Source organism: Bordetella sp. (genome assembly GCF_057362025.1).
Genome location: NZ_JBMQQZ010000042.1, coordinates 1 through 24,073 on the forward strand (window position 1 = coordinate 1; position 24,073 = coordinate 24,073).

At 65.9% G+C, this 24,073-nt stretch carries 18 protein-coding genes; 10 read left to right on the forward strand and 8 right to left on the reverse strand.

Annotated elements, in window-relative coordinates; genetic code table 11:
* The first annotated feature begins 366 nt into the window (after positions 1–366).
* The 9 genes from ACO1P8_RS09285 to ACO1P8_RS09325 all read left to right on the forward strand — a co-directional run bounded on the left by ACO1P8_RS09285 (position 367) and on the right by ACO1P8_RS09325 (position 12,632).
* The gene (locus ACO1P8_RS09285) at positions 367–1,329 is read left to right on the forward strand and encodes a Bug family tripartite tricarboxylate transporter substrate binding protein (protein WP_486295601.1); all 963 of its coding nucleotides are present in this window, start codon (positions 367–369) and stop codon (positions 1,327–1,329) included.
* 48 nt (positions 1,330–1,377) lie between these two features.
* A complete protein-coding gene (locus ACO1P8_RS09290) occupies positions 1,378–2,856 on the forward strand; it encodes an aldehyde dehydrogenase (RefSeq protein WP_486295602.1) in 1,479 nt (492 codons plus the stop codon).
* A 114-nt stretch (positions 2,857–2,970) separates the two neighbouring features.
* On the forward strand, positions 2,971–3,693 hold the full coding sequence (locus ACO1P8_RS09295) for a GntR family transcriptional regulator (RefSeq protein ID WP_486295603.1): 723 nt from the start codon (positions 2,971–2,973) through the stop codon (positions 3,691–3,693).
* A gap of 292 nt (positions 3,694–3,985) precedes the next feature.
* On the forward strand, positions 3,986–4,729 hold the full coding sequence (locus ACO1P8_RS09300) for an SDR family NAD(P)-dependent oxidoreductase (protein WP_486295604.1): 744 nt from the start codon (positions 3,986–3,988) through the stop codon (positions 4,727–4,729).
* A 123-nt stretch (positions 4,730–4,852) separates the two neighbouring features.
* On the forward strand, positions 4,853–5,815 hold the full coding sequence (locus ACO1P8_RS09305; RefSeq protein WP_486295605.1) for a branched-chain amino acid ABC transporter permease: 963 nt from the start codon (positions 4,853–4,855) through the stop codon (positions 5,813–5,815).
* The gene (locus ACO1P8_RS09310; protein WP_486295606.1) at positions 5,812–7,845 is read left to right on the forward strand and encodes a branched-chain amino acid ABC transporter ATP-binding protein/permease; all 2,034 of its coding nucleotides are present in this window, start codon (positions 5,812–5,814) and stop codon (positions 7,843–7,845) included. Before ACO1P8_RS09305 ends, ACO1P8_RS09310 begins: the two co-directional genes overlap by 4 nt.
* On the forward strand, positions 7,838–8,545 hold the full coding sequence (locus tag ACO1P8_RS09315) for an ABC transporter ATP-binding protein (protein ID WP_486295607.1): 708 nt from the start codon (positions 7,838–7,840) through the stop codon (positions 8,543–8,545). Before ACO1P8_RS09310 ends, ACO1P8_RS09315 begins: the two co-directional genes overlap by 8 nt.
* Positions 8,546–8,640: 95 nt before the next feature.
* Positions 8,641–9,873 (forward strand): ABC transporter substrate-binding protein, encoded by a 1,233-nt coding sequence (locus ACO1P8_RS09320; protein WP_486295608.1) that lies wholly within the window; start codon positions 8,641–8,643, stop codon positions 9,871–9,873.
* Between the two features lie 1,265 nt (positions 9,874–11,138).
* Positions 11,139–12,632 (forward strand): glucosyltransferase domain-containing protein, encoded by a 1,494-nt coding sequence (locus ACO1P8_RS09325; protein WP_486295609.1) that lies wholly within the window; start codon positions 11,139–11,141, stop codon positions 12,630–12,632.
* A gap of 23 nt (positions 12,633–12,655) precedes the next feature.
* On the opposite strand, the gene ACO1P8_RS09330 is transcribed toward ACO1P8_RS09325, so the two are convergent.
* Positions 12,656–13,789 (reverse strand): lactonase family protein, encoded by a 1,134-nt coding sequence (locus ACO1P8_RS09330; protein WP_486295610.1) that lies wholly within the window; start codon positions 13,787–13,789, stop codon positions 12,656–12,658.
* 415 nt (positions 13,790–14,204) lie between these two features.
* Here ACO1P8_RS09330 and ACO1P8_RS09335 point away from each other — a divergent pair, with 415 nt between their 5' ends.
* Positions 14,205–16,046 (forward strand): hypothetical protein, encoded by a 1,842-nt coding sequence (locus tag ACO1P8_RS09335; protein ID WP_486295611.1) that lies wholly within the window; start codon positions 14,205–14,207, stop codon positions 16,044–16,046.
* Between the two features lie 366 nt (positions 16,047–16,412).
* Here the strand turns inward: ACO1P8_RS09335 and ACO1P8_RS09340 are convergent, their stop codons facing one another.
* The 7 genes from ACO1P8_RS09340 to ACO1P8_RS09370 all read right to left on the reverse strand — a co-directional run bounded on the left by ACO1P8_RS09340 (position 16,413) and on the right by ACO1P8_RS09370 (position 23,772).
* The gene (locus tag ACO1P8_RS09340; RefSeq protein ID WP_486295612.1) at positions 16,413–17,207 is read right to left on the reverse strand and encodes a MetQ/NlpA family ABC transporter substrate-binding protein; all 795 of its coding nucleotides are present in this window, start codon (positions 17,205–17,207) and stop codon (positions 16,413–16,415) included.
* 105 nt (positions 17,208–17,312) lie between these two features.
* A complete protein-coding gene (locus ACO1P8_RS09345) occupies positions 17,313–17,987 on the reverse strand; it encodes a methionine ABC transporter permease (RefSeq protein ID WP_486295613.1) in 675 nt (224 codons plus the stop codon).
* Positions 17,984–19,003, reverse strand: coding sequence for a methionine ABC transporter ATP-binding protein (locus ACO1P8_RS09350; protein WP_486295614.1), 1,020 nt, complete (start codon positions 19,001–19,003; stop codon positions 17,984–17,986). Before ACO1P8_RS09350 ends, ACO1P8_RS09345 begins: the two co-directional genes overlap by 4 nt.
* Positions 19,004–19,072: 69 nt before the next feature.
* Positions 19,073–20,542, reverse strand: a complete 1,470-nt coding sequence (locus ACO1P8_RS09355) for an NAD-dependent succinate-semialdehyde dehydrogenase (RefSeq protein ID WP_486295615.1) — start codon at positions 20,540–20,542, stop codon at positions 19,073–19,075.
* Between the two features lie 99 nt (positions 20,543–20,641).
* Positions 20,642–21,877 (reverse strand): MFS transporter, encoded by a 1,236-nt coding sequence (locus ACO1P8_RS09360; protein ID WP_486295616.1) that lies wholly within the window; start codon positions 21,875–21,877, stop codon positions 20,642–20,644.
* A gap of 4 nt (positions 21,878–21,881) precedes the next feature.
* Positions 21,882–22,385: a flavin reductase gene (locus ACO1P8_RS09365; RefSeq protein ID WP_094844908.1), complete on the reverse strand. Its 504-nt coding sequence runs from the start codon at positions 22,383–22,385 to the stop codon at positions 21,882–21,884.
* Entirely contained in the window at positions 22,375–23,772 is a 1,398-nt protein-coding gene (locus ACO1P8_RS09370; RefSeq protein WP_486295617.1) for an LLM class flavin-dependent oxidoreductase, read from the reverse strand. The genes ACO1P8_RS09365 and ACO1P8_RS09370 overlap by 11 nt, the downstream gene beginning before the upstream one ends.
* Between the last annotated feature and the right edge of the window lie 301 nt (positions 23,773–24,073).

Consider the following 24,073-nt stretch of genomic DNA (forward strand, 5'->3'; position numbering starts at 1 on the left):
ATTTTTCGACATGGGCGGCGCCCAGTACGTCCTTGCGGTTCTGGAAGCCTTTCTGGAAGAGCTCGTCGTTTGCCATCGCTGGTTCCTTTTCGATCGGCGCGGCCCGGTGCCGCTGCCGCATGCCCCGCGCAACGGCACCGGGCCCCGCGCGATATGTTCGATCATACAATCCGGCAATCATATAGTAAATGCCGACACGCGCCGCGAATGCGTATCGCGGGAAGGCCGGGGGCTTTCGCCCGCGCCCTGCCGAACGGCATTCCGCCCCGGCGTCCGACGCGTCCGACACGCTAGGGTTATTACTAGCCGAGGCCGCTCATGCTCGATGATACAGTCATACAATCATAACAATACACCGGAGACAACATGAGAAAGCTTGTTGCGATGCTCGCCGCGCTCTGCGGCCTGCTGCTGTACGGCGCCGCGGCCATGGCGGACTATCCCGAACGGCCCATTCGCATGGTGGTCCCCTTCGGCGCCGGCGGCGGCGTGGATGCCCTGGCCCGCCCGCTGGCGCGCGTGCTCAGCCAGATCCTGGGCCAGAGCGTGATCGTCGAGAACAAGCCCAGCACCAATGGCCAGATCGGCATGGCCGAAGTCGCGCGCGCGGAACCGGACGGCTACACGGTGGTGATGAGCTCCGCCGCCTATGCCATCACGCCGGCCTTCTATCGCGACCTGCCTTACGACGTCCGCAAGGATTTCGCGCCGGTCACCATCCTGGCCTCCAATCCGCTCGTCCTGGTGGCGTCCACCCATTTCAAGGCGTCAACCGTGCAGGAGATGATCGCGATGGCGCGCGCCAAGGCCGGCTCGGTCAATTTCGCGGCGCCCGGCAACAGCGGCATCCATTTCCTGGCGGGGGAACTCATGGGCAGCGTGGCCGGCGTCAAGTGGACCAGCGTGCCGTACAAGGGCGCGGGACCGGCCTTTCCGGACCTGATCAGCGGCCAGGTCGACGTCATGTTCGACAACCCCGCGTCCTCGCTGCCGTTCGTGCAGTCCGGCCGGCTCAAGCTGATCGCCACCACGGGCCAGCAGCGCCTGGCCGCCGCGGGCAATGCCCCCACGGTGGCCGAAGTCCTGCCCGGCTTCGACGCGGCCAACTGGTTCGTGCTGGCCGCCCCGGCGGGCACGCCCGCGGACCGCATCCGCACGCTTTACGACGCCAGCAGGCGCGCCATGCAGCAGCCCGCGCTCGTCGAGTTCATGGACCGCAACGGCATCGCCGCCATTCTCAGCCCGCCCGCGCAGGCCGCCGACTATATCCAGGCCGAAGCCGGCAAATGGGGCGGCGTGGTGCGCGATAACCGCCTGGCCGTCCAGTAACGCCGAAGGCCGCGCGCGGCCTTCGGCATGAATCGATAAGGAGCAACCATGCAGGATTTCCAAATGCTTTGCGATGGCCGATGGGTAAATGCCCAGGACGGCCGATGGATCGATTCCTTCAACCCCTATACCGGCGAACCCTGGGCACGCGTGCCCAGGGCCGGCGTCGAAGACGTCGACCGCGCCGTGCAGGCGGCCCGCAGCGCCTTTCTCGACCCGACCTGGCGCGATCTCACGCCCACGGCGCGCGGCGCGCTGCTGCGCCGCCTGGGCGACCTGGTGGCGCGCGACGCCGACGCGCTGGCCGCCATCGAAACCCGCGACAACGGCAAACTGATCTCCGAAATGCGCGGCCAGCTGCGCTACATGCCGCAGTGGTATTACTACTTCGGCGGCCTGGCCGACAAAATCGAAGGCCGCGTCATCCCCATCGACAAGCCGGACTGCTTCAACTTCACGCGCGACGAGCCGCTGGGCGTGGTGGCCGCCATCACGCCGTGGAATTCCCCCCTGCTGCTGGCCACCTGGAAGCTCGCGCCGGCGCTGGCCGCGGGCAATACGGTCGTATGGAAGCCTTCGGAGCATTCCACCGTATCGGCGCTGGCCTTCGGCCGCCTCTTCGAGGAAGCCGGCTTTCCACCCGGCGTCGTCAACATCGTCAGCGGCCTGGGCAGCGACATCGGCGAAGCCCTGGTCACCCATCCGCATGTGGCCAAGGTCGCCTTCACCGGCGGCGACCAGACCGGCCAGCACGTGTACGAAATGGCCGCGCGCGGCATCAAGCCCGTCACGCTGGAGCTGGGCGGCAAATCGGCCAATATCGTCTGCGCCGACGCCGACCTGGACAACGCCGTCAAAGGGACCGTATCGGGGATCTTCGCCGCGACCGGGCAAACCTGCATCGCCGGCTCGCGCGCCCTGGTCCATCGCGACATCCACGACGCTTTCGTCGACAAGCTGGTCGCGTACGCCCGCGCCGCCCGCATGGGCGATCCGTCCCTGCCCGAAACGCAGATCGGACCGGTCACCACGCAGCCGCAATTGGCAAAAATCCTGGACTACATCGAAGTCGCCCGGGCCGGCGGCGCGCGCTGCGTCCTGGGCGGCACCCCGGGCAGCCGCCCCGAATGCGGGCGCGGCTGGTTCGTGGAGCCGACCATCTTCTGCGACGTCAGGCCGGACATGCGCATCGCCCAGGAAGAAGTCTTCGGGCCGGTCCTGTGCGTCATTCCATTCGACACCGACGACGAGGCCATCGGCATCGCCAACGATACCCGCTACGGCCTGGCGGCCGGCCTGTGGACGCGCGACATGGGCCGCGCGCTGAATCTTTCGCGCCGCCTGGAGGCGGGCACGGTGTGGGTCAATACCTACCGCGCCACCAGCTACCTGTCGCCCTTCGGCGGCTACAAGCGATCCGGCATCGGCCGCGAAAGCGGGCTGTCGGCCATTCGCGAGTACCTGCAGGAGAAAAGCGTCTGGATCAGCACCGGCGGCGACGTCCCGAATCCCTTCGTGATGCGTTAGGCATCCACGCAACACCATGCGCGACGATATTGCGATCCGGCACCCAACGGCTTGGGAGCAGTTAAAATCCCCCCCATTGCCGTTATCCGGCCAGCCACTTTCCGAACCATACGCATGAATGCCGTTGCCGCGCCCGAGGGCGATTTCAAAGTGCCGCGTGCCGCTTCCGTCCTGCGGCACAGCGTTACCGAAAGCATACGCAACGCCATCCTGGTCGGCAGATTCCGGCCGGGCGAGCGGCTGCCCGAACGCGAACTCTGCGAAATGACCGGCGTCAGCCGCACCCTGGTACGCGAAGCGCTGCGCCAGCTGGAATCCGAAGGCCTGATCCACGTCATTCCGCATCGCGGCCCGGTGGTCGACCGCCTGTCCCCGGAACAGGCCGAAGGCATCTACCAGGTACGCGAGGAACTCGAAGGGCTGGCCTGCCAGCTTTTCGCCGAACATGCCAGCGACGCCCAGCGCAAGGCGCTGCAGGACGCCTTCCAGGCGCTGAAGCGCGCGATGACCCACGGCACCGCGCTGGAACGCCTCACCGCCAAGAATTTCTTCTACCAGCAGCTGCTGGACGGCGCGGGCAACGAAGCCCTGACCACCACCCTGCGCCTGCTGAATTCGCGCGTCATGCTGCTGCGGTCCACGTCGATGCAGGCGCCGGGCCGCTCCCGCAAGAGCCTGGCCGAACTCTCCGACGTCATCGATGCGGTCGCCGCCCGCGACGGCAAGGCCGCCCGCCGCGCCGGCAGCCTGCACGTGCGCAACGCCGCCAAGGTGGCGATCGAAATCCTGCGCCAGGCCAACGAGGCCGCGGAAGAAGAATCCGCCGCCGCCTCCTGAACCCCACCCCGGGACCCGGCCGGTCGCTGCCGGCAGCAGTCCCGGCCGCGGCCCGTTGTCGACGACGGCGCTCACGCAATCCATCCGCCCCCGACATACCCCGCGACGGCGCCCCGTCCCCCGCGGCTTGCCTGCGCGTAAGTCGCGCGGGTAGCACCCGCAGCCGCCAAGAAAGCCGTCTCCTGATAAACCCCAGCCCCGAAGCCGTTGTAAAGCCGAGAATGCAATAATACAATCATTCTCTAATACGATAACGATACGCCTGGCAGCATCGAGGGCAACGGAGCGGACAATGGCCAGACTTCAAGGCAAGGTTGCGATCGTCACGGGCGCGGCAGGGGGACTCGGCAAGGCAATCGCGCAGGCCTATGCGCGCGAGGGCGCCCACGTCGGCATGCTGGATAACAATGCCGACCTGCTGGACCAGGCCGTGGCCGGCACCCCGGGCGCGGAAGCGCTGGTCTGCGACGTGGCCGACCGTGCCGCCGTCCTCGGCGCCATCGGCGGATACGCCCAGCGCATGAAGGGGCTGGACATACTGGTCAACAACGCGGCGTACTTCCACTACGCGCCCTTGACCGACATGCCGGAAGCCATCGTCGACAAGATGATCGACGTCGGCCTCAAAGGCGTGCTGTGGAGCCTTCAGGCCGCCACGCCGCACCTCATCGCGCGCGGCGGCGGCGCGGTCATCAACCTTTCCTCCGTGGCGGTATCCGTCGCCATCCGGAACGCCGCCGTCTACAGCGCGATCAAGGGCGCGCTGGACACCCTGACACGGCAGCAGGCCGTCGAACTGGGCGCCCACGGCATACGCGTCAATGCCCTGGCCCCGGGCCCGGTCGTCACGCCGGGCGCCAGCTCCGTCATCGATGCGCAAGGCTGGGAAACGCGGCGCCAGAAAACGCCGCTCAAGCGCCTGCCCGCCGGCGACGACATCGCGGCGGCCGCGGTTTTCCTGGCCTGTGACGAAAGCACTACCGTGGCCGGCGTCACCCTGAAGGTCGATGGAGCACTCACGATAAGCGGATATTGACGGCCACGCGGCGCGCGACGCTACTGCGCACGGGTCGCCGCGGCACGACGAAGTTGCGGGACTTCGACGCCACGATAAGAACGTGGAGACATCCATAACAACGCGTTGCTCCAAGGAGACGCGATGACGGAACTGCAGATACAGCTGGAGGCCTTCCTCCAGGCCCTGGCGGCCGGCGTGCTGGTGGGCGCGCTGTATGGACTGATGTGCGTCGGCCTGGCCATGATCTTCGGGATCATGCGGGTCATCAACTTCGCGCAGGGCGACTTCATGATGCTCGGCATGTACGTCGCCTACTTCTTCTTCATCGCCCTGGGTTCGCACGTACTGGCCGGTTCCCCGCTGGGCGCCTATCTGTCCATCCTGCTGACCGTACCGGTTATGTTCGCCGTCGGCTATCTCGCGCATCGCCTGTTGATCTCGCGCGTCACCGGCGGCAGGACCGCCGCGCTGGAGGGCGAGGGACATTACGCGCAGCTGATCCTGACGCTGGGCATCGCGCTGATCCTGCAGAACGGCGGCATGATGGTCTTCGGTCCGCAGCTGGTTTCCATACGGACCTCGGTATCGAGCAGCGCCTGGGAGATCGGCCCGCTGTGGGGCGACTTCGTCAGCATCTTCGTCAACAAGGGGCGCGGCATCGCCGCCGTGATTTCGGTCGCCACCATCCTGCTGCTGATCGCCCTGGTCAATCGCACGCGCCTGGGCAAATCGCTGCGCGCGGCGGCGGACAACCCGGTCGCCGCATCCTACATGGGCATCGACGTCAATCGCGCCTATCGCATCGCCTTCGCGCTGGGCACCTGCGTGACCGCGCTGTCCGGCGGGCTGCTCGCCACCAACTTCCCCTTCCATCCCTTCGTCGGCCTGGAATTCGTCATCATCATGTATGCCGGGGTAGTGCTGGGCGGCATGGGCAGTATCTCCGGCGCCTTCTGGGGCGGCATGGTCATCGGCCTGGTGCAGCAGCTGTCGGCGCTGGTGCTGCCCACGCAGCTGCAGAACGCCGCCATCTTCGTCTTCTTCCTGCTGATCGTGACCCTGCGCCCGCAAGGCCTGTTCGGCCGCCTGTCGGAGCGGACATGAACGGGCGCCGCCATCTCCTGCTGTTGTGCGCGCTGGCGATCGCCTATCCCGCGATCGCGCTGATGGTGCAGAACTCGTATCACCAGCTGATCTTCACGCTGGTGCTGGTGTGGGCCTGCTTCGGCCTGTCCTGGAACATGCTCAGCGGCTACACCGGTCTGGTGTCCTTCGGCCACGCCGCGTTCTTCGGCTTGGGCGCCTACGCCGCGGTGCTCGGCCAGATCTACCTGAACCTGACGCCGTGGCTGATGATTCCCGTATCGGCCGCCATCGGCGCGACCGCCGGCCTGCTCGTCGGCCTGCCGACCTTTCGGCTGCGCGGACATTACTTCGCGCTGGCCATGCTGGCCTATCCGCTGGCGCTGCTCTACGTCTTCGAATGGCTGGGCTACCAGGAGGTCACCTTCCCCATGAAGCGGGAGAACGCGGCCGCCTACATGCAATTCTCCAACCCCGGCGTCTACACCGTGGTAGCGATGATCATGCTGGTGCTGTTCGTGGCATTGACGCGGTATGTGGAACGCACGCGCTTCGGCATGGCGCTGATCGCAATCAAGCAGAACGAGGCAGCGGCCGAAGCCGCGGGCATCGACACCCTGCGCTGGAAGCTGAAAGCCATCGCGCTGAGCGGTGCCATCGCCGGCGCCACCGGTGCCTTCTACGCCGTCGTACTGCTGGTGGTAACGCCGGTATCGGTGTTCGGCATGCTGGTGTCGGCTCAGGCGCTGACCGTGGCAATGTTCGGCGGCGTGGGCACCGTATGGGGCCCCATCATCGGCGCAGCCATTCTGGTACCGCTGGGAGAAATCCTGCACGCCGAACTGGGGGCGCGATATCCCGGCATACAGGGCGTGATCCTGGGCATCGCCATCATCGCGGTCATCCTGGCCGCGCCGGAAGGCGTCTACTGGAAGATACGCGACAGCCTGCGCCGCCGCGCGCCGGCCGCGAGATCCGCCACGCTGCCGACCGCGCCGGCCAGCCAGGCCCCTGACGGCGCGGACTTCGGCACGGCCGCCGCCGGCGCGCGGGGTCCGCTTGCCCGGCCGGGTAACCGCGCCGCTGCCATGACGGCCCCACCCGCGCACGCCGACGCGCTGACGGAAGCGGCCGGCGGCCATGCCATGGCCTCCACGCTGCGCGGCATGGCCGACGGCGCCGCCGCCTTCGTTCCCATGGCCTTCGAAACCATGCCGGCATCCGAGGCCGCGGCCACCATCGCGTCGGCCACGCAGGCGCCGGGCCGCGCCGTGGGCCCGGACACGCGCGGCAGCGCGGCATCGGCGGCAAGCGGCGCGGTGCCCATCCTGGAAGTGCGCAACGTCTCGCGCCGCTTCGGCGGCCTGCAGGCCGTGCGCGACGTCAGCTTCAGCGTGCGGCGCGGCATGATACTGGGCATCATCGGTCCCAACGGCGCGGGCAAGACGACGCTGTTCAACCTGCTCAACGGCTTCCTGCGGCCCGATACCGGCATGGTGCTGGTCAACGGCGTCGATATGGCCGGACGCAAACCGCATGTGCTTTGCGCCGCCGGCATGGGCCGTACCTTCCAGGTGATGCGCCCCTTCATGCGGCTGACGGTGCTGCAGAACGTGCAAGTGGGCGCCTACGTCAAGGCCGACAGCGAGACCCACGCCCGCGAACTGGCGCATCAGGCGGTGGCCCGCGTCGGCCTGTCCGATTGCGCGCACCAGGTTGCCTCGACCCTGACCACGCGCCAGCTGCGGCTGATGGAGCTGGCGCGGGCGCTGGCCGGACAGCCCGACCTGCTGCTGCTGGACGAGACGCTGGCCGGCCTGGGCCATGGCGAAGTCGACGACGTGCTGTCGGTGATCCGCTCGCTATCGCGCGACGGCATGACCATTGTCATCATCGAACACACCATGCAAGCCATGGTGCGCCTGGTCGACCAATTCGTGGTGCTGGATCACGGCGAGGTCCTGGTGGTGGGCGATCCCGCCTCCATCACCCGCGACAGCCGTGTCGTCGAAGCCTACCTGGGCAAGAAGTGGAGCGCCAAGGATGCTTGAGATACGGAACCTCGTCGCCGGCTACTCCGCGCTGCCCGTGCTGCATGACGTCTCCATCCAGGTCGATGCCGGCGAATTCGTCTCCATCGTCGGCCCGAACGGCGCGGGCAAGAGCACGCTGTTCAAGACCGTCTCCGGCACGGTGGCGGCGATGTCCGGCACCATCCGTTTCGACGGCAAGGACCTGCTGACGGTCGCGCCGGCGCAGCGGCCGCACCTGGGCATCGCCCACGTGCCGGAAGGCCGCCAGGTCTTCGCCTCGATGACCGTCCAGGAGAACCTGGAAATGGGTGCCTATACGGCGGCCGGACGGCGCGATTGGCGGCGCAACCTGGCGCGCATCTACGAGTGGTTCCCGGTACTGCCGCAGCGCGCGCGGCAACTGGCGGGCACGCTGTCCGGCGGCGAGCAGCAAATGCTGGCCATCGGGCGCGGCCTGGCTTCGTCTCCGCGTCTTCTGATGCTCGATGAACCCTCGATGGGCCTGTCCCCGGCCATCGCCGATTTCATCTTCGAGCGTCTGATCGATATCCGCCGCGAGGCGCGACTGACGATACTGCTGGTGGAACAGCGCGTGGCCGAAGCGCTGCAGTTCGCCGACCACGCCTACGTGCTGGAGACCGGACGCGTGGCATTGGCCGGCACGCACGAGACCCTGCGGGCGGACGACCGCATCCGCCGCGCGTACCTGGGCATGTGAACGGACGTCCGCGCGCCGGCCAGGCGCCTGGGCATCCGCCCGCGGTTCGAAGCACACTTGGATAGGCCCGCTGACAGGGCCAACAGGAGGAGACGATGAAGACCTTGAAGATCGCGCGCCCGCTGGGCGCGGCGGCCCTGTGCGGCCTTTTGCTGTCGGCCGGCACGCCGGCGCCCGCGCGGGCGGCCGATCCGGCGCCCGTCAGCGTGGGACTGATCGCGCCGATGTCCGGCCTCTATGCCCGCCCGGGGCAGGTGATGCGCATGGGCGCGGAGATGGCGGTGAAGGATATCAACGCCCAGGGCGGCATCAAATCGCTGGGCGGCGCGCCGCTCAAGCTGGTGGTGGTGGACTCCGGCGATTCGACGGAGAAAGCCAAGAGCGCCGCGCAACGCATGGTGGCGGATTACCCCGATCTGGTGGCGGGCACCGGCGCGTACCTGAGTTCTTTCACGTTGGCCGTGACGGAGGTGACGGAACGCGCGAAGCTGCCCATGCTGACGCTGTCGTATTCCGACCAGATTACGGCGCGGGGCTTCAAGTACATTTTCCAGACATCGGCGACAGCGGGCCGCCAGGCCGAGATCGCCTTGCCGATCATTCTGGAGCTGGCCGAGAAAGCATCGGGCAAGCGGCCGAAGACGGTGGCGATCCTGACCGATAACACGGCAGCATCGCTGTCTTCGGTGAAGGCGATGAAGGAAGGGCTGCTGCAGAAGAACCATCTGGAACTCGTGGTGGACGAGACGTTCACGCCGCCGTTGTCGGATGCCTCTTCGCTGATCCAGCGGGTGCGGTCGCGGCGGCCGGATCTGGTGTTCTTCCTGCCGACGGTAATTTCGGATGCGAAGCTGATACTGGAGAAGATGAACGAGACCAATGTGCGGATACCGGTGATTTCCTTCGGGATCGCGATCGCGGAGCCGGACGTGCTGAATACGGTGAGCCCGCAGTTGCTGAATGGGGTGATGTCGGCGGTGGCAAACTGGGGCGCGAAGGGGCAGGAGGCGTTGATCCAGCGGATGAAGACGGAATACAAGGAACCGTGGATGACGCAGAACGCCATTTCGACCTACGGCGATATGTGGATCATGAAGGCGGCGCTGGAAAAGGCGGGCAAGGCGGACCGCGAGGCGGTGGCACAAGCGATGCGGAATCTGAACGAAGGGCCTACGCCGTATTTTCCCGGCGGGGAGTTGAAGTTCGACGAGGCCGGGCATCGGCTGGGGGCGTCGCTGACGATTATCCAGTGGCAGAACGGCGTGCCCGTGACGGTATATCCGGAGAACCTGGCGATTGCGAAGCCGATCTGGCCGGGGGGGAAGTAGGCGGGGCCTTCGTGATGCTGCCGGGGGCGTGGCGAGGAGATGCCGATGCGGTTTCTTGCTCGCTCCCGCAGCTGCTCTCCTTCCCATTCCGCCCGTTGATGGCTGCTGTCGGCAGGTCTTTTGCTCATGCCGTGCGCTGACGGTTGCTGTCCGCGGGTGTCTTGCTGATGCCGTCCGGCGGGGGCGGTGCCTGTCAGGGCCAGCCCGGAGGAGCCGGTCCGGCGCCTTCGCGCCGGACTCCCGCGTTGTCATCTTCGTCCGGCGGCCGAAGCGGCGGTGGTTATCTTGCGGGTTTTTTGCCCGGCCGACCTCCCTACAGATTCCCTCGCGCGGCTCCATCGGGCTGGCCCTGACAGGCACCACCCCCGCCGGACTCCGGTTTGCCTTAATTACGGTCGCTGCGACGGGCTGCGTTCTTGCGCTTCGTGGATGGTGAATGCTGCCGTAGGAAGATTTTGCCGCGCACGTCGATCGCTGGCCGCCCAGCGCGGCCAGCGATCGCCTACACAATGCGCCATGCCGCGGGTGCTTTCGTGCGAAGGTCTGGCATCTGGAGTGGATGCCGTTGCGTGCGTACGCCAGCAGGTGGCCTTGGGCGAGATGACGAACGAGCCGAGATGGTCAGTGAGCCGCGACATTGGCCCCGAACGCGTACGGGACTGCCAGGGCTGAGGGGTGTCCGTGGCATCCAAGCACGTCGCATCCCACGATCGCCGCCATTCGCATGCAGCCCGCCGCATTGAACCACCGCGTAGGCGCAGCGGGGCCGCGCTGGGCGGCCTCGATGCGACGTGCAATGCAAAATCTTCCAGCGGCAGCATCCACCGCCCACGAAGCGCAAGAACCCAGATCGCCCCAGCGGACAGTGAATAAGGCAGACCGGAGTCCGGCGGGGGTGGTGCCTGTCGGGGCCAGCCCGTTGGAGCCGCGCGAGGGAATCTGTAGGGAGGGCGGCCGGGCAAAAAATCCGCAAGAACCCCACCGCCACTTCGGCCGCCGTACGAAGATGACGAAGCGGGAGTCCGGCGCGAAGGCGCCGGACCGGCTCCTCCGGGCTGGCCCCGACAGGCACCACCCCCGACGGACGGCATCAGCAAAATACCCGCGGACATCAACCGTCAGCGCACGGCATGAGCAACAAAACGAGATAAACCACCCAAAAAAAACCATCCGCCTCAAACAAACTTGACGAGAACTAAACGGCCAAGGTGCTCCAATATTGCCCTTCCATGACATGTCGCCGAAAGCCAGTCCCCGATTCTTATATGCTGCCCCCCGCCCCACCCCCGGCATCCCGCAAGAACATCTTCATCGCCGCGATGCTCCTGTACGCCCTGGTAATGTGGCCCATCATCCACGCCGATCGCTTCTACATCGACGACCTCGGCCGGGCCCGCACCGGTTATCTGGGATGGACATCGGATGGCAGGCCGCTATCGAACCTCGTCGTCGAGACCATGAACCTCGGCGCCCCCATCTCCGACCTATCCCCCCTGCCCCAGCTGCTCGCCCTGATGCTGCTTGCCTACCTCGCCGTCACCGCGAGCAGGAAGTTCAACATTCCCGGCACCTGGCGCGCGCCCCTCATCATGGCGCCCCTCGTCGCCAACCCCTTCTTCCTGGAAAACCTCTCCTACAAATTCGACGTCCTGCCCATGACGCTGGCCACCGCCCTATCCTGCATGGCGGTTACCGCCATACCCAGGACGGGATGGCGCGGCGCCCTCGGGGCCGTCGCCTTGCTGGCTACCCTCTGCCTTTACCAGCCCGCGCTGAACGTCTTCCTCGTCCTCGTCATCGCTGAATTCGTACTCGGCCAGCGCGATCGACAGCCCATGCGGCAACTGCTGTGCACCCTGGCCATACGGGCCGGCCAGTTTCTCGCCGCCCTGCTGGCCTACAAAGCCGTCATCGCGAAAACCGTCAAAGGTCATTATGCCCTTGCGCATGGTGCCATCGCTTCCTTCAACACCTGCGTCGCCACCTTCCAGCGCAACCTCGGTGCCTTCTGGCGCTACGCGGTGGACCAGCTTCCCGGCCTATGGGCCAAGCCCCTGTTCGCATTCATCGCCATCGGCGTAGTCGCCGCGCTCTGCTGGAGCGTACGTTACCTGGTGCTTAACTGGCGCGGCGCATCGTCCGCCACGCGCGCAGCAATGGTGGCCGGCATCGTCCTGCTTCCGCCTGCCCTGCTGATCGCGCCATGGGGCCCCATGCTGGTACTCGAATTTCCGGTCTACGCGCCTCGCGTCATGATCGGCTTCGGCGCGCTGGGCGCGGTGGGATTGCTGTTCGCCTGGACCGCGCTGGAAACCACGCACATGAAATCCTCGTGGCAGGTCGTCGTCCTGACCGTGCCCGTCTACGCCTTGCTGACCTTCTGCTTCGTCTACGGCGGTTCGCTGAAGCAGCAAAAGGAATTCGAGAACCGGGTCGCCGCACGGCTATCCGACGATCTTGGCCGGATAGCCGCGCAGCAGGGCATCTCGGAATACGTCCTGCAAGGCAGCCTGGGCCATGCCGTACTGGTCCTGCACACCATGCACAAGTACCCGCTGATCGGCACGCTGGTCCCGGTGTACCTGACGCAAGGTTGGGGATGGGCCTACGAGGAAATGCGGCACTTCGGCGTCGACACCAGACATGAAATGTCGCCGCCGGCCGGCGAGCCGCGCGACCCCGCCGTGGTGGCGTCGCGCGACTACCGCATCTATGTGGACCACGGCAGGGCCGTTGTGGCTTTCACGCCGGCACCGTGACGCGGCGGCCGGCCTTTGCGCGGCTACACTTCGAAAATCGCGATGTCGCCCAGGTCCTCTCCGACATCGACGCCGGGTATGGGAGACAGATTTCCATCCGCTTCGATCTTGCGAACGAAAACATTGGACCCTAAAGCAAAATAGACGTACTGGCTTTGCGGATCGACGACAAGTCCGGCCATACCACCGCCGGTTTTGCGCGCGGGGCGGGTCGATGCGTGGGCCCCGGTTGCCGGGGTACCCGGTTTTTCCAAGCGGCCATCCGGCCCAATGGAGAACGCCAGCAGTTCCCCCCTTCCGGTTCCCGCGATCAGATATTTTCCATCCGGGCTTGCCACGATCGCCATTAGCTCGTCGGATAATCCCGTATTGCCGATGGGCACGAACTCGCCCCCATCTATCCTGAAACCGAACACCTCGCCCCCATTCCCCGTGGGTTCTCCATCTTCGCTACCCGACATATACCCGACGTACAAGAATTTCTGGTTGGGGCATACCGCAAGAAAAATTCCGCCCACGATGGCAAGCTTGCCGCTGTCGTCGTAGCTCAATTTGCCGAAGGCGGAAGATAAAAAGGAAGCGGCATACGTGGTCTTGCCTTCGACGTCGCCGTACACGGCATATAAGCGCGGTGCGGTCTGGGTGCCGTCCTTCCCGATGCCGGATACGCTTTGTAGCGCGTCGATCGGGCCTTCTATAAAAGAAGGCAGGTTGGATGTCGCGTGCCCCATATAGTCCATATTGCCGGGTGGGGTAAATCTGTATCCCAGAATCTCGATGGATTCGGCCGGGGACGGCCCCATCGTGTCAGCGCCTATATAGGCAAAGTAAGCCGCTGTTCCTGGCCACTGCATCGCGGCGAATGCAGTGCTTACCGCGCCCTGCTGCTGCTCCAGTCCCTTGGTGTAATGGTCGACTACCTGGTTCAGCGATCCATCCTTCTCGACGTGATAAACGTCTATACCTTGAACACCCGTCACGGAATCGCTGCCCGCGGTAAACAGATAATTGTCTCCCTGCGGAAACTTCGAATTATTGCAAGGTGCCAGAGCGTATCCGTCGGCCGGGATGCTTCCCAGGGGAGACAGTGAGCCGTCGTCCTTGACGGAATAGCGGTGGATCTTCTGTACGCCAAGCACATATACGAATTTGGCCATTTCCGTTCCATTGAAGTCTTATCCACGATATCGACATTCCGTCCGCGGCCGGACGCTCTCGTAGCGTGGATAAAGCCGCCGCGAGCGTCTTTATTCGGGCTTGCGTGGGTCGGTTCCTGGCATTCTAGGAATTCCCACGGTACGCGATGCGTACTCTATTGAAACCGGGATTGACGAGGACGTCTGTTTTGCCGTTTGAGGCGGCAGTGCCCGCCTTCGCGTCCGAATCAACGGGACACGCCACGGGTACGCGTCCCAGCACGGGTGCAAGCTCCTGCGCTATCGACCCTATCGGGAACCGGGCGGACACGTTTGGTCAAGAAGCATTGACATCCCGGCGCCCCCCCGCATTGCTACCATCAAGTCGCCCGTTTTCCCGACTCAGCCAGCCCGCGAGACGCCATCGCGATAATCCATGCAACGCACGCAGGAGGCGCGCAGCACCATGAACGCACCGACAGTACCGCGGCCGCACACGCCCTCGATTGCCGACAGTGTGCCCTGGGAATCCGACGATGCCCCGGTGTTCATTTTGCTCGGCCAATCCAACAGTTATGGGCACAACACCCTGCTGCCGGCGAATGAGCAAATCACCACAGGCTTGCGCAACGTCCACACGCTTTCGCAAGCCGCGCTATACAACACGAGCTTCACGACGATATCGTGGACCGGACTGACGACGCTTGGCGATTCGAATATCGGCACGCCTGTCGGATCGGGGTTGGGCAACCAGCCCCATCCGGTCAACGCGGCCAACCGATTGGCCCGGCTGTGGCAAGACCACGTCTCCAGCGGCAACACGCTCGGCCTGCCGGATCTGTATGTCGTGTTGATGGGGTGGGGATCCCAGGGGATGTATCTGGGCAATCCGATAGGCGACCGCTGGTCGCCGGACCGCAGCAATACGGATGTCGAGTCGCTTTACCCCAGAGCCTTGCGCACGTTGAGGATTGCCATGGATTCATTGCGCGCCATGGGGAAGAGGCCGCGCATCCTCGCGGTCCATTGGAATCAATGGGAGACGGAGGCAACGGAACTTGCATCCGCCAACGCGGCGGAGATGAACTTCACCCGCATTATCGAGGGCGTCAACGACGCCTTGGCATCGAGCCAGATTCCCTGGCGCTTCTTTTATCCGCTGTCCCTGGTCTACCCGTACACGAAACAGCTGGAGCAGGCCACCGCGTCGATCATCGCTGCGGCTCCCGAATACCGGACAATATTGGATCCCCGGCAAGCGCCGCACTACACGAATGTCGCACCGAACTTCGGGATTTTCGGCCCTGACGACGTGCACTATTCGGCGGCCACGCATGAATGGTTCGCGCAGCAGGAATGGAAAGCGATCGAACAAGGATACAAAGGGTTGGCATTGCCAGCCATGACGCCGCCCATCGAGACGCCGCCGCTGGAGGCCGCGCCGCCCGCGTTGCAATGGACCCCCGGACTATCGCCGTATGGCACATGGATCGATGCCACGACGAGCCAGCCAGGCTTGCTGTTCAAGGATTCCGCCTCGGTCCAAAGCGCCTGGAAAGTCGCCGATATCGGTGGAGAGAAAGCCTACACGGCCGTGACGCTGGCCAAGAAAGGGGTGGGCGGGCAGTCGCTCGCAATATTCAATACCGTACCGGCGGATGTGAAATTCGGCGCCGTCGAGCTGGATCTGTTCTGCGATCCCTGTCCCGACCTGACGGTGTGCCTCCGGATCAACCCCACGGCCCAGCCCTACACCTATGACCAGAACGGCTACGACTATGTCGCCGTGCAATTAAGCTGCGCCTACGTCGGAAAGCCGCAGTACATGCCGGCCAATATCCCGGCGGGCAGCAGCCGGGCGGACGCCAAGGCGTATGCCGTGGTATGGAACCTGCAAGCCGGCGGTGTGATTCAGTCGTTGAACTTCGCCAACCCGTTGGCAGCGGATATGCACACGGGTACGCCAGCCTTCGGCCAGCTCTACGCGGGCCTGGCCATGCCGGCAACCTGGCCGGGCAAGTCTTGGTCGCGTTGGCGGATCGGGCTATATGCGGAAGGGCATGGAACGTTGAAGGTCGAATATTACGATGCCAGCCAGGGTCAATGGCAAACGCTGGCAGGCCAGCAAAACATGGATGCCGTCCTGGTCAACCGCTTGTCCCAAGGACAGTTCGGCCTGCTCGTGGGCATGTCGTCAGTCGCCCCAACCGCAGAACAGCAGAACGCGCTTTACCGGACCGCATTCAAGAATATCGTTTTTCAACCCGGGGGCAAGTAAACGCCGCAGCGGCAATTCGATACACATCGGATACGTACGTCGGGCGCAATATCAAGCTGCCGACGCATTCAACCAGATGATCGCCGCGATCAAACTGCTGGGCAGCACTTCCTTCGCTAACCGTAATGAGCTCCGGGTGGAGGCCTGGAAAAAGGGCGAGCCTGCCCAACGATGGCCCATCCAATCGTTCTTCTATATCGGCGAAATGGGCTGCCAGGCGCGGAAGGACGTCGAAAACCGCGTGGCGGCCCGGCTGTCCGCCCCGGGGCCCGATGCTCCGGGCGCCCCCGTGGCGGTATCGCGGGACTACCGCGCCTACCCGGACCATGAGCGGGCAGCGGTCGCCTTCACGCCCGCATCCCGGGTTCAGAACACCGGCACGATGCTGCCCTTGAAGCGCTCGCGCATGAACTGCGCGGCCTGCGGCGATCGCAGCGCCGCCACCAGCTTCTTCATCGCCGGCGTATCCTTGTCGTCCGGCCGGGCGGCCAACAGGTTCGCGTAGGACGACTGGCCGCCTTCCAGGAACAGCGCATCCTTGGTCGGATCCAGCTTCGCTTCCAGCGCGAAGGTCGTGTTGATCACCGCCAGATCCACTTCGGGCAGCACGCGCGGCAGCATCGGTGCTTCCAGCTGCTTGATCGTAATGTGCCGGGGATTGGCCTTGATGTCCTTCACCGTGGATTTGGTGTTGCGCGGATCGGTCAGCTGCACGATGCCGGCCTGGTCCAGCAGCTGCAGGGCACGGCCGCCATTCACGGCGTCGTTGGGGATGGCCACCACCGCGCCATCCTTCAACTGCTTGATGTCCTTGATCTTGCTGGAATACGCCCCGAACGGCGCGACGAAGATGTCGCTGACCGCAACGATGTCGGTGCCGCGGCTGCGGTTGAACTCGTCCATGAAAGGCTTGTGCTGGAAGAAGTTGGCATCGATGCGCTTCTGCGCCAGCTGCATATTGGGCTGGATGTAGTCCGTGAAGACCACGATCTGCAGGTCCACGCCCTCCTTGGCCAGCATCGGCTTGATGTTTTCCAGTATCTCGGCATGCGGCGTGGGACTGGCGCCCACGACGATCTTTTCGGCGGCATGGGCAGCCGGTTGCAATGCCGCGGCGCAAGCCACGGCCAACACTGCGATCAGTTTGTTCACCTTCGTCATCTCCGTTCGTTGGGACAGTGAAATGCAGCGGTACAACGCACCCGGCGCAACGATGCCGGGATACGGCGAAACACGGCGGGGGCCGGCACGGCGGGCCCCTGCCATCTAACGGGTGTAATGCAGCACCAGCCGGTTGCCCACGGTTTGCAGCAACTGCACCAGCAGCAACAGCAGCACGATGGTGATGAACATCACGTCCAGCTGGAAGCGCTGGTAGCCGTAGCGGATGGCCAGGTCGCCCAGGCCGCCGCCGCCGACCACGCCGGCCAGCGCGGAATACGACACCAGGGCGATCGCGGTCACGGTGGCCGCGGCCAGGATGCCGGGCATGGCCTCCGGCAACAGCGCGCCGAAGACGATCTGCCGCGTATTCGCGCCCATCGCCAGCGATGCCTCGATGATGCCGCGGTCGACTTCGCGCAGTGCCGATTCCACCAGGCGACCGAAGAAGGGAATGCCCGCCACCACCAGCGCCGGCACCGATCCGGCCACGCCCAGCGAGGTCCCGGTCAACAGCGTGGTCAACGGGATCATGGCGATCAACAGGATCACGAAGGGCAAGGAGCGCAGGATATTCACCGCCAGCGACACGCCGCCATAGACGCGCGGCGCGTCGTGCAGCTGTGTCGGGCTGGTCAGGAATAGCAGCACGCCCAGGGGCAGGCCCAGCACCAGGGTCAGGCTCAGCGACCAACCCAGCATCGATAGGGTGTCGACCGAGGCCCAGCCGATATCGGTCCAGTCCACATTACTGAACCACGCGGCGATCAACGCGCTCATGCCCGCAGCTCCTCGACCGTCACGCCCGTCGCCGCCAGGCGCGCCAGGGCGTTCCTGACCTGTTCGTCGGGCCCCTCCAGGGCCACCGTCATCTGGCCGCACGTCAGGGACTTGATGCGTTCGATCCGTCCATTCAGGATGGAAAAATCGACGCCGAACGCGCGCGCGGTCTGGCTCAGGATGGGCTGGTGCACGGTGTCTTGCATAAAGGTCAGCCTGCACAGGGTGCGCGCGCCGCTTTGGACCAGCGCGGCATCGACGTCCTCGTCCTGGATATGCTCGGCCTCCTGCACGAAGCGCCGCGTGGTCTCATGCTGCGGATGCAGGAAGACGGTGCTGACCGGCCCGCTTTCCACGATGGTGCCGGAGTCGATCACCGCGACGCGGTCGCATACGGTACGGATCACATCCATTTCGTGGGTGATCAGCACGATGGTCAGGCCCAGCTTCTCGTTAATCTGGCGCAGCAGTTGCAGGATGGAGCGCGTGGTCTGCGGATCGAGGGCGCTGGTGGCCTCGTCGCACAGCAGCACGCGGGGATGATTGGCCAGTGCGCGGGCGATGCCGACACGCTGTTTTTCCCCGCCGGACAGCTGGCGCGGATACTTTTCCTTGTGGCGGCGCAGGCCCACCAGGTCCAGCAGTTCGTCCACGCGGGCGTCGATGCGGCGGGCGTCGGCCTGTCCCGCGATCTTCAGCGGGAAGGCGACGTTGTCGCCCACGGTTTTCGAACCCACCAGGTTGAAGTGCTGGAAGATCATCCCGACGCCCTGGCGAAAGCGGCGCAGCGCCGTGTCGTCCAGCCCCTGCAGGTCCACGCCGTCCACGTGCACCGTACCGCGGGTGGGCCTTTCCAGGAAATTGATCATGCGCAGCAGCGTGGACTTGCCCGCGCCCGAATGGCCGATGATGCCGAATATTTCGCCGGACGCGACCGTCAGGTCGATATCCTTCAGCGCCACCACGGCCGTTCCCTGGACCGGGTAGCTTTTGTGTATCGATCGCAGCTCGATCATGCTTGCGTATTCCCCTTGTCTTGCTTCTATCGGTTCGACCGGCCCCCGGCCGGTGCCCGGGACGTCGCGTCAAACCGTCAAATGCGAAATGCTCTTCGTCTGCGTGTAGCACTCCAGTCCTTCCGTGCCGCCCTCGCGGCCGTAGCCGCTATCCTTGACGCCGCCGAACGGCGTTTCCGATACCGCCGAGACGAAGTGGTTGATCGCCAGATTGCCGACCTCCAGTTCGTCGCTCAGCACCCGCGCGTTGCGCGCCGAACCGGTAAAGGCATAGCCGGCCAGGTCGTACGGCAGGCTGTTGGCCAGGGCGATGGCGTCGTCGAGGCCATCCACGCGCGTGATCAGCGACAAGGGCCCGAAAGGCTCCTCCCGCATCGCCAGGGCATCGACGGGCACATCGGCCAATGCCGTGAACGGGAAATGAAACCCCGGACCCGGTGCCGGCGCGCCGCCGCACAACAGGCGCGCCCCGCGCCGCAGCGCATCCTCCGTCAGGCGTTGCAGGCCCTGCAGCCGGCGGCCGTTGGCGACCGGCCCGATATCGTTGTCCGGATCCAGGCCGCTGCCCTGGCGCACCGCGCGGCCGATATGCATGTAGGCCTGGACGAAGTCGTCATAGACCGCCTTGTGCACGATGAAGCGCGTCGGGGCCACGCAGACCTGGCCGCCATTGTTCAGCTTTGCTTTCACGCCGGCGGCCGCGGCGACCTGCGCGTCCGCATCGTCGCAGACGATCACGGGCGCATGGCCGCCCAGCTCCATGATGACCGGCTTCATATGCGTGCCGGCCAGGCCGGCCAGCTGCTTGCCCACCCCGGTCGATCCGGTAAAGGTGACCAGGCGCACCACGGGGTGCGGAATCAGAAAGCCGGAAATCGCGGCGGGATCCCCGAACACCAGGTTCAGCGTACCCGCCGGCAGCCCGGCGTCGCAGAAGGCCTGCGCCAGGTGCATCGCGCCGGCCGGGGTTTCCTCCGACGCCTTCAGGATGATCGCGCAGCCCGCGGCCAGCGCGCCGCCGATCTTGCGGGCCGGCGAACTCATCGGAAAGTTCCATGGCGTGAAGGCCGCCACCACGCCGACCGGCTCGCGCAGCACGGTGTGGCGCATGCCCGGCTCGGCCGGGATGACGCGGCCGTAGAGACGGCGCGCCTCGGTCGCATCCCACTCTATCAGGTCGCAGCCGCGCAGCACCTCGGCATGAGATTGCGCCAGCGGCTTGCCCTGCTCCAGCGTGATATCGCGCGCGATGACATCGACGCGCTCGCGCACCAGTTGGACGGCGCGCAGCATGATGCGCGCGCGTTCGGCCGGCGCGACGCGGCGCCAGATCGCGAAACCGCGTCCCGCCGCCGCCGCCGCGCTTTCCAGATGCGCGGACGTCGCACAGGGCACGGTGCCGATCGACGCCCCCGTGGCGGGATCGATGACCGGCGCGCCGGGCGCATCGATCCATTCGCCGCCGATCAACATGCGAATGGCGGGATAGCCGCCCGTCGGGGAGGCCGCGCCAGTCCGCTCGCCGAGTATCGAGCTCATGTTGTTTCCCCTCTTCGTTGGTTAACGCCTGTGATGCCGGGACTGCATACCAACTGCCGTGCTGCCAGGGCAGCGGTCCTGCGTTCTTGCGTCGACCCTTCAGCGCTTGCCGTTGGCCAGCCGCCGCGAGGCCGGATCCCTACGCAGCCGCAGCATCATCGCGCAACCGAACAACGGCCCCAGCGCCAACATGCCGAACGCGCCGGGCCAGCCCAGCGCCTGCTGCACAGGCGGCACCAGATGGATGCTGACCAGCGTCAACAGAAAGCCGGCGCAGGTCTGCGCGGTCAGCAAGGTGCCTATCGAATCCGGCGCGCTCAACTCCGCGATGCTGGCCGAGAACTGGGCCGAATCGGCAATCACCGTAATGCCCCAGGCCACCGCGACCGCGCCGACGATCAGCGGCGGCGCATCGGCCAGCCACCCCATCGCCAGCGCGCAGCCCCCGCTGGCCGCCATCGCCGCCACGGTGACGGCGGTGCGGCCGTAGCGGTCGGCGAACCAGCCGCCCGCCCAGGCGCCGAGCGCGCCGGCGCCCAGCGCGGCGAAAGTCAGGCTTTCGGCGGCGCGATCCGGCGCCGCCATGCCGCCGCGGGCGAAGCTTTCGTGCAGGAACACCGCCAGCCATGCCCACATCGCGTAGAGCTCCCACATGTGGCCCAGGTAGCCCAGGTTGGCCAGCCGCAACGGCCGATGGCGCCAGGCCTGCGCGACCGCGGCCGGATTCAACCGCGTTGCGCGGCGCATGGCGGGGCCGACGCCGCACAGATTGATGGCCAGCCCGGCGGCGCCGGCCAGCGCCGCGGCGGCCAGGTAGATCTGCGGCCATTGCATGCCGCCGAACGCCGCCAGCAAATGCGGACTGGCCGAGCCGAGCGTCAGCGCGCCCACCAGCAAGCCGATCAGCAGGCCCAGGTCGCGGTCCGCCCAGGTCGCGGCCAGGCGCATGCCCACGGGATAGACGCCGGCCATGCACATGCCCGTGACGAAGCGCAGCGCATAGACCGCCGCGCCCGCCGGCTCGCAGGCCAGCAATGCCAGCGTGGCCAGGGCGGCGATCAACGCCGAGGCCATGAACAGCCGGCGCGGATCGAAACGATCCGCCAGCCCCAGCACGGCGCTGGCGATGGTGCCCGCCACGAAGCCGGCCTGCACCGAGCTGGTCAGCAGCGATTCCTGCCAGGAAGTCAGCGCGACGGTTTGCTTGATACTGGCCACGGCGGCCGACGAGGCGAACCACACCGACATCGCGCAGACCTGGCAAAGCAACAGGATGGCCAGCGAGGCCGTCTTGCCAGTGTGCGGCGCCGTCGTGTCCGGCGCGGGTTCGGCCATGGCGTCAGCAACCCAGGTTCTGCGACAGGCGGCCCACGCGATGGAAGCCGCGGCCGAAATAGATCAGCGCTTCGCTATCGTGCTGCGTCGCCGCGGCCCGCACCGCACAATAGAACACGGTATGGGTACCGACCTCGGCGGTGAACGTGATGTCGCAGTCCAGCGACACCGCGGCGCCGCGCAGCACCGGCGAGCCGGTTTCCAGGACGTGCCATTCACCCACGCTGAAGCGGTCCTCCACGGCCAGATCCTTGGCGGAAAACCGCATCGCCAGGGCCTGCTGGCCGGCGTCCAGCACATTTACGCACAGCCGGGCGTTTTCCTTGAATGCCGCGTTGTTCCGGCTACTGCGATTGATGCAGACCAACAGCATGGGCGGCTGGTCCGTCACTCCGCACACCGCCGATGCCGTGCAGCCGCAGCGGCCGGCCGGGCCGTCGCTGGTTACCACATTGACCGCGGCGCCCAGGTGGGCCATGGCATCGCGGTACGTCGCCTTATCGATCATGTCCGCCTCGCTCGCATCCCGGGACACCGACGCCCGCGCGATACGCCGCCGCGGCATGCGTCGCGGGCAGGCGCGCGCGCCCGAACAGTTTTTCACGATAGACGCCATCGGTGTACGCCGTCTTGTACACACCGCGCTCCTGCAACACGGGCACCACCAGTTCGATGAAATCCTCGAAGCATTCCGGCGTGACCGTGCGCGAAAGATTGAACCCGTCGACACCGGCCTGCTCGCTCCAGGCGATCAGCTGGTCGGCGATCTGTCCGGGCGATCCCACCATGGGCTGCTGCCGGCTGCCCAGCACCATCTGTTCGATCAGCTTGCGCTTGGTCCAGGTCGGCCCCGCGCTGCGTGTCATGGCTTCCACGTTGGAGACGATGGCCTGGCTCTTGTCCGTCTGCACCGGTTCGTCCATGCCGTATTTCGCGAAATCGATGCCCATCGAGGCGGACGCGTGCGCCAGCGCCGCCTCCACGTCCACGTGCCGCTTGTAGTCCTCGAATTTCTCGCGGGCCTCGGCCTCCGTGCGGCCGGTCACCACCGTCGCCCCCATGAAAACCTTCACGTCCTGCGCCTGCCTGCCGAATTTGACGGCGAGCGCGCGGATATCGTCAACGATGGCCTTGACGCCGCTCATGCTCTGCCCGTTCACGAACACGCATTCCGCGTGCGTCGCGGCGAACTGGCGGCCGCGCGTGGAGGCGCCGGCCTGGTAGAGCACCGGCGTGCGCTGCGGCGAAGGCTCGCACAGATGCAAGGCATCGACCTTGTACTGCCGGCCGTCATGCACGATGCGATGGACTTTGGACGGATCCGCGTAGACGCGGGCCGCGCGATCCTTGCGCACCGCGCCGTCCTCCCAGCTCCCTTCCCAGAATTTGTAGACCAGCGACATGTACTCGTCCGCCAGGTCGTAGCGGTCGTCGTGCGCCATCTGGCCGGACAGGCCGGTCGCCCTGGCCGCGCTGTCTAGGTAGCCCGTCACGATGTTCCAGCCGATGCGCCCGCCGGTCAGGTGGTCCAGCGTCGACATGCGCCGCGCGAACGAGAAAGGCGGCTCATAGGTCAGGTTGCAGGTCACGCCGAAGCCCAGGTGGCGCGTGGCGGCCGCCATGGCGGGGATGACCAGGCTGGGATCGTTCACCGGCAGCTGCACGGCGCCGCGCAGCGTCGCATCGACTCCGCCGCCGTAGACGTCGTAGGCGCCCAGCACGTCGGCGAAGAACACGCCGTCGAACAGGCCGGCCTCCAGCTTGCGCGCCAGCTCCATCCAGTAATGGATATCCGTGTAGCGCGTGGACTGGTCGCGCGGATGCGTCCACAAGCCTTGCTGGATATGCCCGACACAATTCATGTCGAAGGCATTGAGACGGATTTCGCGCGACATCGGGGGGTCGTCCTTTGGCGATACGGCGGTCCGGGACGCCCTGTGGTGCAAATGCATGCCACAAGGCTGTAGCCGTTTCGTCTACTATAGTGGACGCCGGAAAGCGCGGACAAGACCCTGGAAGGGGTTTGCGGGTTTGTCCCTATGCGCGGGACGCGGGGCCGCAAGCATCGAAGTCGTGGAGGATTTCGCGCCGGTCGATATGCCGGGCAGCGTCACCGGCGTGCTGGTCGTCAACCCCGGCGTTCCAGCGCAGTCGCCGGGTGCACCGCCAGCGCGGGTTATAGTCCCTTCATCCACC

What these genes read in the sequence shown, in the direction of transcription:
- ACO1P8_RS09295 (WP_486295603.1), top strand. Translation starts at nt 2,971, where the DNA reads ATGAATGCCGTTGCCGCGCCCGAGGGCGATTTCAAAGTGCCGCGTGCC.
- ACO1P8_RS09335 (WP_486295611.1), top strand. Translation starts at nt 14,205, where the DNA reads ATGCAACGCACGCAGGAGGCGCGCAGCACCATGAACGCACCGACAGTA.
- ACO1P8_RS09320 (WP_486295608.1), top strand. Translation starts at nt 8,641, where the DNA reads ATGAAGACCTTGAAGATCGCGCGCCCGCTGGGCGCGGCGGCCCTGTGC.
- ACO1P8_RS09345 (WP_486295613.1), bottom strand. Translation starts at nt 17,987, where the DNA reads ATGAGCGCGTTGATCGCCGCGTGGTTCAGTAATGTGGACTGGACCGAT.
- ACO1P8_RS09340 (WP_486295612.1), bottom strand. Translation starts at nt 17,207, where the DNA reads ATGACGAAGGTGAACAAACTGATCGCAGTGTTGGCCGTGGCTTGCGCC.
- ACO1P8_RS09360 (WP_486295616.1), bottom strand. Translation starts at nt 21,877, where the DNA reads ATGGCCGAACCCGCGCCGGACACGACGGCGCCGCACACTGGCAAGACG.
- ACO1P8_RS09355 (WP_486295615.1), bottom strand. Translation starts at nt 20,542, where the DNA reads ATGAGCTCGATACTCGGCGAGCGGACTGGCGCGGCCTCCCCGACGGGC.
- ACO1P8_RS09310 (WP_486295606.1), top strand. Translation starts at nt 5,812, where the DNA reads ATGAACGGGCGCCGCCATCTCCTGCTGTTGTGCGCGCTGGCGATCGCC.
- ACO1P8_RS09305 (WP_486295605.1), top strand. Translation starts at nt 4,853, where the DNA reads ATGACGGAACTGCAGATACAGCTGGAGGCCTTCCTCCAGGCCCTGGCG.
- ACO1P8_RS09330 (WP_486295610.1), bottom strand. Translation starts at nt 13,789, where the DNA reads ATGGCCAAATTCGTATATGTGCTTGGCGTACAGAAGATCCACCGCTAT.
- ACO1P8_RS09365 (WP_094844908.1), bottom strand. Translation starts at nt 22,385, where the DNA reads ATGATCGATAAGGCGACGTACCGCGATGCCATGGCCCACCTGGGCGCC.
- ACO1P8_RS09325 (WP_486295609.1), top strand. Translation starts at nt 11,139, where the DNA reads ATGCTGCCCCCCGCCCCACCCCCGGCATCCCGCAAGAACATCTTCATC.
- ACO1P8_RS09370 (WP_486295617.1), bottom strand. Translation starts at nt 23,772, where the DNA reads ATGTCGCGCGAAATCCGTCTCAATGCCTTCGACATGAATTGTGTCGGG.
- ACO1P8_RS09285 (WP_486295601.1), top strand. Translation starts at nt 367, where the DNA reads ATGAGAAAGCTTGTTGCGATGCTCGCCGCGCTCTGCGGCCTGCTGCTG.
- ACO1P8_RS09290 (WP_486295602.1), top strand. Translation starts at nt 1,378, where the DNA reads ATGCAGGATTTCCAAATGCTTTGCGATGGCCGATGGGTAAATGCCCAG.
- ACO1P8_RS09350 (WP_486295614.1), bottom strand. Translation starts at nt 19,003, where the DNA reads ATGATCGAGCTGCGATCGATACACAAAAGCTACCCGGTCCAGGGAACG.
- ACO1P8_RS09300 (WP_486295604.1), top strand. Translation starts at nt 3,986, where the DNA reads ATGGCCAGACTTCAAGGCAAGGTTGCGATCGTCACGGGCGCGGCAGGG.
- ACO1P8_RS09315 (WP_486295607.1), top strand. Translation starts at nt 7,838, where the DNA reads ATGCTTGAGATACGGAACCTCGTCGCCGGCTACTCCGCGCTGCCCGTG.